13 protein-coding genes and 3 pseudogenes are annotated in these 12,809 nt (G+C 59.9%); 12 read left to right on the top strand and 4 right to left on the bottom strand.

The features are described from left to right. Nucleotides 1-13 precede the first annotated feature (13 nt). From DRB19_RS05115 to DRB19_RS05135, 6 genes and pseudogenes are all read left to right on the top strand, one after another. The gene (locus DRB19_RS05115; RefSeq protein ID WP_114184968.1) at nucleotides 14-667 is read left to right on the top strand and encodes an amino acid ABC transporter permease; all 654 of its coding nucleotides are present in this window, start codon (nucleotides 14-16) and stop codon (nucleotides 665-667) included. An 11-nt stretch (nucleotides 668-678) separates the two neighbouring features. Then, the gene (locus tag DRB19_RS05120) at nucleotides 679-1,443 is read left to right on the top strand and encodes an amino acid ABC transporter ATP-binding protein (protein WP_276330598.1); all 765 of its coding nucleotides are present in this window, start codon (nucleotides 679-681) and stop codon (nucleotides 1,441-1,443) included. A gap of 42 nt (nucleotides 1,444-1,485) precedes the next feature. Then, nucleotides 1,486-1,947 (top strand): RidA family protein, encoded by a 462-nt coding sequence (locus DRB19_RS05125; protein ID WP_114184970.1) that lies wholly within the window; start codon nucleotides 1,486-1,488, stop codon nucleotides 1,945-1,947. Between the two features lie 205 nt (nucleotides 1,948-2,152). Continuing rightward, nucleotides 2,153-2,626: an ATP-binding protein gene (locus tag DRB19_RS31020; RefSeq protein WP_245439284.1), complete on the top strand. Its 474-nt coding sequence runs from the start codon at nucleotides 2,153-2,155 to the stop codon at nucleotides 2,624-2,626. Then, nucleotides 2,596-2,832, top strand: coding sequence for a response regulator (locus DRB19_RS31025; protein ID WP_245439293.1), 237 nt, complete (start codon nucleotides 2,596-2,598; stop codon nucleotides 2,830-2,832). The genes DRB19_RS31020 and DRB19_RS31025 overlap by 31 nt, the downstream gene beginning before the upstream one ends. 306 nt (nucleotides 2,833-3,138) lie before the next feature. Beyond that, a pseudogene (locus DRB19_RS05135) lies at nucleotides 3,139-3,460 on the top strand (transposase); the annotation flags it as partial. On the opposite strand, the pseudogene DRB19_RS05140 reads toward DRB19_RS05135, so the two are convergent. Further along, nucleotides 3,457-3,807, bottom strand: a pseudogene (locus DRB19_RS05140) (IS6 family transposase); the annotation flags it as partial. The pseudogenes DRB19_RS05135 and DRB19_RS05140 sit on opposite strands and share 4 nt — an antisense overlap. A gap of 564 nt (nucleotides 3,808-4,371) precedes the next feature. On the opposite strand from DRB19_RS05140, the gene DRB19_RS31820 reads away from it, so the two are divergent. Both DRB19_RS31820 and DRB19_RS05150 read left to right on the top strand, forming a co-directional pair. Continuing rightward, the gene (locus DRB19_RS31820; RefSeq protein ID WP_114184971.1) at nucleotides 4,372-5,250 is read left to right on the top strand and encodes a lytic transglycosylase domain-containing protein; all 879 of its coding nucleotides are present in this window, start codon (nucleotides 4,372-4,374) and stop codon (nucleotides 5,248-5,250) included. A 134-nt stretch (nucleotides 5,251-5,384) separates the two neighbouring features. Further along, nucleotides 5,385-6,686, top strand: a complete 1,302-nt coding sequence (locus DRB19_RS05150) for a YeaH/YhbH family protein (protein WP_114185073.1) — start codon at nucleotides 5,385-5,387, stop codon at nucleotides 6,684-6,686. 281 nt (nucleotides 6,687-6,967) lie between these two features. On the opposite strand, the gene DRB19_RS31660 is transcribed toward DRB19_RS05150, so the two are convergent. Next, nucleotides 6,968-7,465 (bottom strand): DUF2934 domain-containing protein, encoded by a 498-nt coding sequence (locus tag DRB19_RS31660; RefSeq protein WP_338067352.1) that lies wholly within the window; start codon nucleotides 7,463-7,465, stop codon nucleotides 6,968-6,970. Between DRB19_RS31660 and DRB19_RS29760 the strand changes: the two genes are divergently transcribed. Next, a complete protein-coding gene (locus tag DRB19_RS29760) occupies nucleotides 7,464-7,691 on the top strand; it encodes a hypothetical protein (protein ID WP_147021779.1) in 228 nt (75 codons plus the stop codon). The genes DRB19_RS31660 and DRB19_RS29760 overlap by 2 nt on opposite strands. Before the next feature lie 552 nt (nucleotides 7,692-8,243). Here the strand turns inward: DRB19_RS29760 and DRB19_RS05160 are convergent. Together DRB19_RS05160 and DRB19_RS05165 are read right to left on the bottom strand one after the other, a co-directional pair. Further along, nucleotides 8,244-9,128: pseudogene (locus tag DRB19_RS05160) on the bottom strand (enolase C-terminal domain-like protein); the annotation flags it as partial. A gap of 60 nt (nucleotides 9,129-9,188) precedes the next feature. Further along, nucleotides 9,189-9,890 (bottom strand): IS6 family transposase, encoded by a 702-nt coding sequence (locus DRB19_RS05165; protein WP_114184973.1) that lies wholly within the window; start codon nucleotides 9,888-9,890, stop codon nucleotides 9,189-9,191. Between the two features lie 41 nt (nucleotides 9,891-9,931). Between DRB19_RS05165 and DRB19_RS05170 the strand changes: the two genes are divergently transcribed. The 3 genes from DRB19_RS05170 (at nucleotide 9,932) to DRB19_RS05180 (ending at nucleotide 12,602) form a co-directional block, all read left to right on the top strand. After that, the gene (locus DRB19_RS05170) at nucleotides 9,932-10,921 is read left to right on the top strand and encodes a sensor histidine kinase (RefSeq protein ID WP_114184974.1); all 990 of its coding nucleotides are present in this window, start codon (nucleotides 9,932-9,934) and stop codon (nucleotides 10,919-10,921) included. Nucleotides 10,922-11,037: 116 nt separating this feature from the next. Further along, nucleotides 11,038-12,243: a gluzincin family metallopeptidase gene (locus DRB19_RS05175; protein ID WP_114184975.1), complete on the top strand. Its 1,206-nt coding sequence runs from the start codon at nucleotides 11,038-11,040 to the stop codon at nucleotides 12,241-12,243. Then, nucleotides 12,243-12,602 carry a hypothetical protein gene (locus DRB19_RS05180; protein ID WP_114184976.1) on the top strand — a complete coding sequence of 120 codons (360 nt, stop codon included), beginning with the start codon at nucleotides 12,243-12,245 and terminating at the stop codon, nucleotides 12,600-12,602. The genes DRB19_RS05175 and DRB19_RS05180 overlap by 1 nt, the downstream gene beginning before the upstream one ends. Nucleotides 12,603-12,809: the final 207 nt, after the last annotated feature.

Here is a 12,809-nt window from a genome sequence, read left to right on the forward strand (position 1 = left end):
GGAGAAGGGCGGCATGGAGACATTCTTCAGTGAGTTGTGGATAGCCAGGGACGCCCTGATGGAGGGCTTCGTTCGGACCATCGAGGCGTCCGTCGTTTCAATTCTGATCGGGACGGCTTTGGGCCTGCTCATCGGCATTGTTCTCGTTTACGGGCCACTGGTCGTTCGGCTCTTATGCCGGGCCTACGTGGACGTGATGCGAGGTACGCCGGTGCTCGTGCTCATCCTTGCCTCCTTCTACATCCCGTCTGTCGTGGGCCTGCACCTCAGTGCCTTTCAAGCCGGGCTCCTGGCCCTGATCTTGTTCTGTGGAGCGCATATCGGCGAGATCGTTCGAGGAGCTCTCCAATCGATTCCACCGGGTCAAACGGAGGCTGCGCGCAGCATCGGCCTGACGTTCCCGCAGATCCTGACCTATGTGCTCCTGCCTCAGGCGCTTCGCTCGATCTTGCCGACCTGGATCAACACCGGCGCAGAACTCGTGAAGGCATCGACGCTTCTGTCTGTCATCGGCGTGGGCGAATTGCTGCTGAAGACACAGGAGATCGTCGGCCGCAACTTCATGACGCTCGATTTCTATCTCTTCGCAGGCCTTCTTTATCTGCTGGTCAATCTCGGAATTGAGCAGGCCGGCAAGGCACTCGAGCGGCGTGTCGCCGTTCGTTAATGGAGCTTCATGTGCGTCCTCTTCTGCAGATTCAGACATTGCACAAGCGATTCCATGATGTCGAGGTCCTCAAGGGTGTCAACCTGGAGGTCCGCGAGCGGGAAGTTGTATCAATCATTGGATCGAGCGGGTCTGGCAAGACTACCCTATTGCGGTGCGTGAACCTGCTGGAGGAGTTCGACAGCGGCCAGATTCTGCTCGACGGAGAATCGATCGGCTACCGCATTGGTGGCGACCGCCGCCGCCGGTTGTCCGATCGGGCGTTGTCACGACAAAGATCCATGACCGGCATGGTCTTCCAGAGTTTCAACCTCTTTCCGCACCTGACAGCCGCCGGAAACATCATGCTCGGTTTGAGAAAGGTGCGTCGTCTCCCGAAGGACGAGGCGCGATCCATCGCTGAGAAGTGGCTTGGCCGTGTCGGTCTCTCTCAGCGTGCTGATCATTACCCGAGCCAATTGTCCGGGGGGCAGCAGCAGCGCGTTGCCATTGCCCGCGCGTTGGCGATGAACCCAAAGCTTGTCCTGCTTGACGAAATTACCTCGGCACTGGACCCGGAACTGGTTCAGGAGGTCCTTCTCACGGTCAAGAGTCTCGCAGAGGAAGGATCCACACTTTTGATCGTCACCCATGAGATGCGGTTTGCGCGCGATGTCTCGCACCGAGTTGTGTTTATGGAGCAGGGACAGATCGCAGAGCAGGGACCTCCGGCGGAGATCTTTGGTAATCCCAAGAGTCCCCGCCTGGCAGAGTTTCTGCGCAGTGCGCGTAGCTGATCCGTCGAAGGCAATGTCTAGAAATTTGAGGAGGCACCATTCATGACCCCTGAAGAGAAGCTCACATCACTCGGTCTCGTGCTGCCGGAGGTTCCGGTGCCCGTAGCGAATTATGTGCCCTATCGCTGGGCCGGAAATCTGCTGTATCTCTCGGGTCAGGGGCCCAAGCGCACAGACGGCACCTATCGTCCGGGTCGCCTAGGGCGCAATGCAACCATTGAAGAGGCCTATGAGGAGGCCCGCCTGACAGGGCTTAACCTGCTGGCGGTCGCAAAATCGGCTTTGGGTGAGCTCAGTCGCATCGAAGCCGTGATCAAGCTGCTCGGAATGGTCAATGCCGAACCGGACTTCTCCGATCACCCCAAGGTCATCAACGGCTGCTCAGATCTGCTGGTCGAGGTGCTGGGTGATGCTGGGCGGCACGCCCGCTCGGCGGTCGGCATGGGCTCGCTGCCCAATCGCATGACCGTTGAAATCGAAGCCATCCTTCTCGTCCGCGACTGAACGAAGAGAAGCAGGCGGACGCTCGGTGAAGTGGTTGTGCTGGAGACGGTCCTCGCCGGCGGTCTCTGGCGCTCCCAGGCAGATCTGAGCCAGCTAGAAAATGCAATCCTCAATCTGGCAGTGAACGCCCGCGATGCATGCTGGATAGCGGCAAACTCACCATCGAAACCGCTAAGCCTGTCTGGACGAGGCCTATGTCGAGGTATTGGCCGAGCCGGTCCTAGCCGGGCAGCATGTGCTCGTGGTCGTCTCAGACACCGGAACCGGAATGGACAAGGCCACGATGGAGAAGGTGTTCGAGCCGTTCTTCACCGCCAAGGAAGCTGGCAAGGGAACATGGCTGGGACTGAGCCAGGTGTACGGCTTCGTTCGTCAGTCCAATGGGCATATCCGGATCTACAGCGAACTGGGCGAAGGTACGACGATCAAGATCTATCTGACCCGCCTGATCGGCTCTGATGGAGAACCTGCTGAGATGCCGGCAAAGAGCTCCGCAATGCTGAGAGGCGCGGGCGAGACCATTCTGGTTGTGAAGACGAGCCCGATCTATGAACGTACACCACCGAGGCCCTGCGGGATCTCGGATAGCGTGTCCTCGAGGCTGGCGACGCTCGCGAGGCGCTGGAGATATTTGAGCGGCATCCGGAGATCGAACTCCTTCCTACTGATGTCGTTCTGACCGGAGAAATGAATGGGCGTGCCCTTTCGGATGAGGTTTGCCGGCGCAGGCCAGAGGTGCCAGTTCTGTTCACCACGGGCTATACCTCGAACGCCAATGTCCACCATAGTCGCCTCGACCCTGGAATGCATCTGATCGGGAAGCCCTTCACCTATGCCGAACTAGCCTACAAGGTTAGGCGCATGCTCGATGGAGATCAGTGCTAATCGCCTCTGGTCTTTGAGCGAATGTCCTGAAATTGCACGCCTGAGACCTAAGCTCGAAGGCAGCAATCCTCATCGAACCGGACGTTCTGAAAACGCACTGAATCTCGGTTTGTGACCCATCGCAAACCTTCAAGAAGTGTAAGTTCCGTGGTTCTGATCCTTCGCAACTGGCACGCTTCAGTTGTGGAGCCTCATGCCCGTATTGTCCGAGAATATCCTCGCTTGGGCGAATTCCGCCCTGCTGTTGTAAGCTTCTTTCTAGAGGCTGTTATGGACCCGGCTTGAGGTCATCGCCGTTGAGGCGAGATGACCTCTGCTCGCAAACCTTACCCCTCTGATGTGTCTGATGAGGAATGGGCGCTGGTGGCGCCCTATCTGACGCTTCTGCCCGAAGACGCCAGCCAGAGAGAGCGCTCCCTGCGCGAGGTGTTCAACGGCCTGCGCTACATCATCAAGACGGGTGCGCCCTGGCGCTGGATGCCCAACGACCTGCCGCCCAGGGCCGCCGTCTACCAGCAGGCGCAGCGCTGGCTGAAGGCGGGTTGCTTCGAGGGAGCTGGCGCACGACCTTCGCGCGGTCCTGCGTTTGGCCGCTGGGCGGGATGAGGAGCCCTCGGCTGCTACCTTACGCAGGAACCGCTTTGCAGCAGCCAAGTTGCGGCGTTCGCTGAACCAGAACTCAACCGTGTCGCCATGGCTGTCGATTGCGCGGTAGAGATACATCCACCGCCCGCGGACTTTGATATAGGTCTCGTCCACGTGCCATCTCCGGCTGACGGCTCGCTTGCGCCGGTTGAACTGCTCGAGCAGCATCGGGGCGTAGTGGATCGTCCAGCGATGGATGGTGGCATGATCCACTGTCACGCCTCGTTCGGCCATCATCTCTTCCAGATTGCGCAGGCTCAGGCCATAGGCCAGGTACCACCGCACGCACAGAAGGATCACTGAGCGATCGAAATGACGGCCTTTGAACACAACGCACCTCCGGAGCTTCTCGGAGGCGTAGGCCAAACTCAGTTACCGGACGGTTTGCGACAGTTCCCCCGAAGATGGAGCGTGAAGCTACAGCCTGCAAATTGAGAGCAACAGAAAGGCTTCCTCACTGTGTTGGCCGGAGTGAGGAGGCCCTGCGGTTTATGAGAGCTTGAAGGCCTGACGCGGCTCTCGGCAGGGCAAAAGCTCGGGCTCGAAGTAGTTTCAGCCAGATCGAACAAAAATGGTGCCCTCCGCTCTCCCGGATAGGGAGGGAAGTAGCGGGACCGTTTCTGTTCCAGAGGAAGACGAACGGTGATACTGGCCACTGCAAAGCTTGAGGCGGATTATGAAGAATGCCCAGGAACGGCTTGAAGCAGGCCGTATCTCGTGCCCCCGCTCATCATAAGCGCGGTGGCGATTGCAAGACGGCGTCGCTTGGCTCGTGCCAGAGCGATATCTCAGCACATCGGACAACTGAGCGAAAACGGCGGCTGCGGTCGTACATGATCTCTCAACACTTTTGCTTAAAGCTGAGTAATCCGCCAGCCCTGAGGGACTTTGGCAATGTTCAGTTTGCGTCACCTTGCGTATGCGACTGCTTTCCTATTCTTGTTCCCGAGCTCAGGTTCCGCAAAACCTGATTTTAACGTAGCCGAGATCGACGTTGATCAACAACTGGCGTCGCTTCCATTTCCTCCCAACATCGAGCTGATCTCGACATCTGACATTCTGGAGGTTGTTTCTTCCTCCCGTGTCCTGCGGGCTCGAACCGCGCATCTACCTGCGATCGTGGAGGAGGCTGCAGTTCAAGGGGTGCCGCCGGCCCTGGTTGACGCGGTGGTGCGGATCGAGAGCCGGTACGATCCTACCGCTGTTGGCCGCGTCGGCGAGATCGGCCTCATGCAGGTGCGACCGAAGACTGCGGCGCTGCTGGGCTTTCGGGGCTTACCGGCCGACCTGACGGAGCCTCGGACCAACCTGCGCTTTGGCGTGGGTTATCTGGCCAAAGCGTGGCGGTTGGCCGGTGGCGACCTCTGTCGCGCTCTGATGAAGTACCGCGCCGGCCATCGATCCGAAACGATGAGTGCCCTCAGCGTCGAATACTGCCGACGGGCATGGCTGCACCTTGCCGCTGTCAGGACCGAGCTCGGCACCCCAACAGAGGCCCTTGCGACCCCATCGATCCGCACGCCAAAACATGCCGCTCAGTTCAGTCGCACCGTGAACCGTACCGCCACGACCGCCTTTCAGCGCCGGCATCGTATCAGCCTCAACAAGCGGGGGCGCGGTGTTGCCGTGGCCAACATAGCTCGGATCACAACCGCTCGAGTCCGAATGGCAACACCCGGGAAACACCGCACGATACGGCTTGCTGACCAAGCCTCTCCCCAGCCCCTCAAACGCCAACCGAGAGCATCGAGAACTTGGATTGCATTCCGCTAAGCTAGCCGAATGCTCAGCCATGGCATCAAGTCCGGGAACGCAACCTTGAGCGTGCATATCTGTTGACCTGACGAGGTCTCTGACAGGAGAGCCCCCATGACCCGGCCGAGGATTTGCCGCGAGCGTTCGTCGCAATGAGTATAATCGACCGTCGTTTGAATCCGGGCGGCAAGAGTCTGTCCAATCGCCAGCGATTTCTGCGCCGGGCCAAGGCTCTTGTGCAACGTGCCGTGCGGGATGGCTCCAGTGAGCGGGGCATCAGCGACCTGGAGCAAAGCGGCGAGATCGCCATTCCAGCCGAAGGAGTGCGCGAGCCGCGGTTTCGGCGCGCGGCAACAGGTGGGGTGCGAGACCACGTTCTGCCTGGAAACAGACGGTTTGTCGAAGGCGACACGATCGAACGTGGGTCGGGCGGCCCAGAAGGCTCGCCTTCGGCAGGGAGCGATAGCGGAGGAGAGGACGAGTTTCGCTTCGTCCTCAGCCGTGAGGAGTTCCTCGACCTTTTCCTTGAGGATCTCGAGCTTCCGGATCTCGCCAAGCGGCGCCTCGCGACGTCGGAGGCACAGGGCTTCAGACGGGCAGGCTACTCCGCCACGGGCTCCCCGGTGAACCTTGCCCTGCTGCGCACGATGCGCCATGCGCTGGCCCGGCGCATTGCCATGAAGCGCCCCAAGAGGCGTGACCTGGTGCAACTCGAACAGGAGATCCGGCTTCTTGAGCATCAGGGCGGATCTAACAACCGGCTGGCCCTGCTGCGGGAAGAACTGACGCAATTGCAGCAGCGCACGCGCAGGATCCCTTATGTCGACCCGGTGGATCTGCGCTATCGCCGGTTGGAGCCGGCCCCAAGACCCATCGCTCAAGCCGTCATGTTCTGCTTGATGGATGTATCTGGCTCCATGTCCGAACACATGAAGGACCTGGCCAAACGCTTCTACATGCTGCTCTATATCTTCCTGACGCGACGGTATCAGCACGTGGAGATCGTCTTCATCCGCCACACGCATGAAGCCAAAGAGGTGGATGAGCAGACCTTCTTCCACAGCCCTGAGACGGGCGGCACGGTGGTGTCGTCCGCCCTGCTTGAGATGCAGCGGATCGTGGCGGAGCGGTATTCGCTGCAGGACTGGAACATCTACGCGGCTCAGGCATCGGATGGGGACAATTCTCCAGACGACAACAGCGCCTGCGCTGCCCTTTTGACCGACGCTATCCTGCCCCTGTGCCAGTACTTCGCTTACCTTGAGGTTGGGACTGAGGAGAACAGAGCGCCGGCTGGCTTCATCAAGCACCGGTCCGCCCTCTGGCAGACTTACGGGCCGTTGCGGGATCAGGGTGCCCTTGCAATGCGCAGGGTCACTCATCGCCGAGAGATCTACCCCGTGTTCCGCGAGCTGTTCCGCCGCGGGGGCCTTGAGGAGGCAGGGGCGCCATGAGCATATCCACACATAACCGCCTCCTCTATGAAGGATCCGATTGGGACTTTGGAATGCTCCAGCGGAAGAAGGCAACCCCGTCATGATCGGAAGTGGGCTGATGGCCTGCACCCCGACGAAGAGGGCTGAGATGATGCTGTTAGGCATCGTTAACTTGAGCCCGCAAGGGCTGTCTGGGGTCAAGATCCTACAGCCTTAGCGATCCAAAACCGGTATCGTGCCGTGGTCCGAAAACTCAGGGGAGCAAAAGCTACGCCTTTAAGCTGATGGTGCCGCTAGCATTAAGCTTGCTCTTCTGACCTTGTCGGCGCCCCGGCTGAAGCAGCTTGACCGACTGGTTGATCGCTGCGTCCTGCTTCACTGACGTTGTCGCCGCCGATTTCGCGTTCTGACTGCTTCCAGTGTTCCCGCGCACGTCCCTCTGGACAGCCTTGCTCTCTCCAGATCTCCAAGGCGCGGAGCCTGATCCTTTCCTCTCGGATTCGCTCCTCCCGATCGGGCATCGTTGGCTCATCGCGTTGGTGATACGGGCCACAGTTTCGATACACTCGCCTGTCCTTGATAATTGCTCGAGCTGAAGGTAGTTCGGATTGCGCCGTCGACAATCCGATTGCGGCGGCGTTTTGGAGGTAGCAAGCACCTCGGAACGGTGACACGCGAACGTGCTTGTATCTGAGCTCTGCCGACCTGTCGCGAAGCCCGCCGTGGATCAGCCTCGCCCCGGGGCACCATCTGTATGATACTGTTGCTGCAGGCATACCCGGACAGGAGGCGCCCATGACACGGGACGAGTTGGCGGGCAAGCTGCACCGCCTTGACCCAGGAGCAAGTCTGATCGTGGAAGGGGATGTGCTGACGCGCCTTTTCGATGTGGTTAAGCTGTCGCAGGCCTCTCCTGAGGCCCTCAAGTCCATCTCGGATTTTGCACTTGCGCATGACTGCACGTTCTCGTTCGACCGGCAGGTTGGTGCAGCACCATGCTTCGAGAAAAACGATATCCTCTAGGACAGGAGCAAAGAAAACAGTCGCGACGGTAAAGTTCCGACGTTGTCGAGATATTTTTATGCGCCCCATGAAGGAATAAGTCTGCCGATACCTGCGTTAGCTGATCCTGGAACAGCACCATACAGGCAGGATAATCTTATGGAACGCATGCGATCTCCACAACATGTTCACGGTAGCACTGCAGGTCATGCGAATACTGCTTGCACTGGTCCATCGTTCCAGCGTGCATCGATCCTTTTTGTTGCCTCTCTCGGTTTATTCATTGGAGCAAGCCTTCTGCTGGCCAGCCTGTGATGGACCGCGCCGCGAGGTATTTCGGAACGGCACCGCCAACTTTACCAAGTAAAGGTCGTTTTCTCCTGTTTTCAGATCTTCCCCGATGGGTCCAAGCAAGTGAAAGAACGTTACTGCCGTATCAGCGAGTCGTAGGTTCGAGCCCTACATCACCCACCAATCTTTTCAATAATTTACCTATCGCTTGCGTCGAGCCTGCTTCCCAGAAAGCCGGATTGGGAAGCGTATGAGAAGCAAGCACTGCTAGCGAGCGATTTTCTAGCCTCCAGCAGCGCTAAACAGGTGCTCCCGAATTGAGCCCTCTTTCATCTCGATCGAGAAGCCCGGCCGTTGAGGCGGCATATAAGCTGCATTCCGGATCACGCAGGGATCGACGAAGTGCTCGTGCAGGTGGTCCACATACTCGATCACCCGCTCGTCCTTGGTGCCCGACACGCACAGATAATCAATCATCGACAGGTGCTGGACATACTCGCACAGGCCGACGCCACCCGCATGGGGCCAGACAGGCAAGTTGAACTTGGCTGCCATCACCAGCACCGCCAGTACTTCGTTCAGGCCGCCGAGCCGGCAAGCATCGATCTGCACGATGTCGATGGCGCCCCGCGTGATGAACTGCTTGAACAGGATGCGGTTCTGGCACATCTCGCCGGTTGCGACCTTCATGGGTGCAATGGCCTCACGGATCTTGCGGTGACCCTCCACATCGTCGGGACTGGTCGGCTCCTCAATAAAGTAGGGCTGGGCGAATTGCAGTTGCCTCAACCAAGCGATGGCCTGATCCACCTCCCAGACCTGGTTGGCATCGATCATCATCTTCACATCCGGACCGATCACATCGCGGCAGATGCGCAGGCGGCGCATGTCGTCCTCGACATCGCGGCCCACCTTCATCTTGATGTGCCGGAACCCAGCCGCGACTGCGTCGAAGGCAAGCCGGGCGAGCTTCTCGTCACTGTAGCCGAGCCAGCCAGCCGAGGTAGTGTAGCAGGCATAACCCTCCCGCTGCAGGATCGCCTTCCGCTCAGCCTTGCCGACCTCGGCCCGGCGGAAGAGCTCCAGCGCCTCCTCAGGCGTGATTGCATCGGTGATATAGCGAAAGTCGATCACCCGGACGAGCTCCTCAGGGCTCATGTCCGCAACCGGCGTTGTCAAATTAACTGAGAGCGGGCGCACTGAGGGAAACTCGATCACCGAATGGACTTAAGCGGCAGTGCTGACTGCGGACTTCCACTCCGCCATGGCATTGAGGCGGTGAAGATGGGTAGCAAGGGCAGAGCGGCGGGAGTGGGGTGGGACGAAGAGGTTGCGAACTGCTGAGAAGATACTGACGAACTTCTGCAGGCCTCCGGGAGATCGAAACCCTTGCATTGCTTGCTCTCGCCGTCGCAACGGCAGATGCGAGTTCTCCGCGCGATTGTTGAGCCCTTTGTGTTGCCGATGCTCAATTGCCGGCATGACCTGCCGTCGGGCGGCAGCATACGAGCCGAGCTTGTCGGTGATCATCCGTCGCGGTGGACACCCCTGCTTCTTCAGCAGACGCTTGAGCAAGCGCTTGGCCGCTTTGGTGTTGCGGCGAGCCTGGACGATCTCATCAAGGACATAGCCGTCCTGATCCACCGCCCGCCACAGCCAGTGCGTCTCGCCAGCAATGGTGATCACGACTTCGTCGAGGTGCCAGATATCGCGGCGGCTCGGCCTCTTGCGCCTGAGGCGGCGAGCGTATTCAGGTCCGAACTTTAGAGCCCATCGGCGTACCGTCTCATAGGAAACCACGATACCGCGCTCGAGCAGCATCTCCTCAACCAAGCGTAGACTCAGCGGAAACCGAAAGTAGAGCCAAACGGCATGAGCGATGATCTCGGGCGGGAAACGGTGGCGCTTGTAGCTGATGGGATGGGTCATGCTGCGGCTCTTAGCTCATAAGCCGCTGACCAAAAGTTACCGTGACATCACCGGTCGAGCAGGTGGTCACCATCGACGGCGAGGCCGGACAGCGCGCATTCAGCCTCGCGGTCGCGGTGGATCACAAGCAGGTCGTGGAGTTGCGGGAGGCGTTCGGCTGGGACGTTGTGCGCGTCCTTGCACCCATTGCGGCTGTCCTTGTCCTGTTCGCCTGCTTGCAGGTCTGGCTCGGCCTTCGTCCATTGCGAACGGTGAACCAACAGCTGAACGACGTTCAGACGGGGCGGATGCGGCGCATGACCCGGCGTTTTCCGAAAGAAATCGCCCCCCTCGTCGACAGCATCAACAAGCTGCTCGACCGCCAGGAGAACCTCGTTCGAAAAGCGCGCGACCGCGCCGGAGCGTTGGCCCACGGCCTCAAGACGCCTCTCACCATTCTGGGCAACGAAGTGCGACGTCTCGAGCAACGGGGCATGCGCGATGAGGCGGAACGATTGCACGAGCAACTAGGCGCAATCCGCGGTCATGTGGACCGTGAGGTTGCGCGGGCGCGCACTAGCGGCGCCTCGGTGGGTTGCGGCGCCTATACGGCGGTGGACGCCACCGTCGCGCGGCTTCTGAGGCTTCTGCAGCATATGCCGCGAGGGGGTGATCTTGTCTGGGAGACCCAGGTTCCGCCGGATCTGAGCGTCGAGATGGATCCGCACGATTTTGGCGAGGTGATGGGCAACCTGCTCGACAATGCGCGCAAGTGGGCGAAAAACAACGTCGCCGTTCGGGTGGACACGATGGGCGAGAAAGCCCGCATCACCATTGAGGACGATGGTCCGGGTTTCAAAGGCATGCGGCCGGAGCGCGGTATGACAGGTCGTTCCGACACGACCTCCAGCGGCCTTGGACTCGGCATCGTCGAGGACATCCTGGCCGAGTATGAAACCACGTTGGACATTCAAGGCAGCGGGCGGTGCAGTGTCTCGTTCGAGATTCACGTCTGTCCAGAGATGCCTGTCCTGGCCGATAGGGCTGCTTAGACGCGGGATCAGATCCGGCGAGGGCTGGGTATTCCGGGTCTATCCATCTCAGGCCGTCTTGCGCATCGGGCGATCAGCCCGCAAGCTGGATCAGGATCGATCTCAGCGGCTGTGTCATGACTTTGTTCTATGACCGACGGGCCCAGGAATTCGGAACCCGCGTCCGGCTCTTTCCTCAAGCGCCGTTTCTGGCCGGCTTCGCCGAGCCGGAGGTGGTCTGGTTGTCGCCTGCCGCAGGAAGCGTCGGGCCTGGCCCGTCCGATGACCGAATGTACGTGGTGGACGCCATAGACAAGCGCGAGCCGTACCAGTTTCCCTATCTCCCGCCTTATCGCGGACCCGCAAGGCCCCCGGTGCTCCCCGATGCGGAGGGCCACTTCGCGCATCTTCCAGTCACGTCCCGCGACTTTCTTGCGGTCCACATGTACGGGTCTGTTCGGAGGGTTTTGGATATCTTCGAGAGCTACCTCGGCGACAGGATCGAATGGCAGTTCGGCCAGCATTTCCGGCGGCTTGAGATCATTCCCCTCATCGACTGGGACAATGCGCAATCAGGGTTCGGCTATATCGAATTCGGGCGGAGCATAGCGGAAGACGGCACCGCTCTGCCCTATGGTCTCAACTTCGACGTGATCGCCCACGAGATCGGTCACTCGATCCTGTTCTCGCTCATGGGGCTGCCCGAGAGCGGTCAGATGACAATCGAGTTCCGGGCGTTTCATGAGGCATCCGCCGATGTGGCGGCTCTGATCGCCGTGATGCATTTCGATACGGTGCTGGATCGCCTGCTGCGCGCCTGTCGCGGCAACATCTATGTCCTCAACGAGCTCAATCGCCTCGGCGAGGTGGCGGATACGAAGCAGATCCGCCTCGCGAGCAACGGCACGCGCATGTCGGACGTGGGAGCGGAGCCGCATGACATGTCCCGGCCTCTCACGGGGGCGTGTTTCGATATCATCACATACATCTATGCCTGCGAGCTCGCCGACCGGGGCCTTGTTCCGCGCGAACTCTGGGCGCAGGCCTACGAGACGAATATCTCCGGCATACAATCCGAACGCGTCTCGCAGGCCTTCGCGCGCAGCTACGCCAATCGGCATTTCGCCTTCAAGGCCGCTCTCGCATCCGCGCGCGACCTCTTCGGCCGCTATCTCGTGTCCGCCTGGCAAGACCTTTCGCCGGATCAATTGAGCTTCGGCAGTGTTGCGGGCGCGTTGCTGGACGCCGACCGACGTATTTCGAGAGGCCGTCACCATGACGAAATCTGCGAGATCTTCCGGTGGAGAAGGATCGATGTCCCCATCCGGGCACTTCAGGTTTAATGTCGTGGTTGCGCGTCCCGGTGATCCGGCGCATCGGCGGGTTCCTGCCGGTTGCCGGGTGGCTCCGCATTCCCTTGGTCCTGAGGCTCCAAATCGTTGAGAGCCACAAGCCCTCTGACGACTGTGCCCGGAGCAAGGTGTTCGATGCGCAGGTTGAGCGTGACCAAGAAGGATTTAGCCCGCACGGGGCGATCGATTTCAAGGGCTACGGCTTCATCCCCTTCGTTACAACCACTAATCTCCGGGATGCAGCCGCACTGGCTGAAGGCGCCATCGACTCCTCCGAAGGGCCGATCGGCTCTGCGATCGGCGGGTGCAAGCCTGAGTTCGTTCCAGTATTGCTCGTATTGGGGGTATAACGACCGCTCCATTGGGCCGAGAACCCCCTCGATCCGTGCCGAGACTTGCCCGTTTCGCCCTCTCTCGCAGGCCGGTTCGAACGTCTGGATGAGAAGGTGCCTTGCCGTGAAAGGGTCGGCGTCAGCTGGACGGGGGATCAGGACAGTGACGTCATTCAACGCGCTGTCTTGATCGAGCCTTCCAACGAAACCGCCCAAAACGGATGC

Source organism: Microvirga aerophila, assembly GCF_003332305.1.
Taxonomy (GTDB): Bacteria; Pseudomonadota; Alphaproteobacteria; order Rhizobiales; family Beijerinckiaceae; genus Microvirga; species Microvirga aerophila.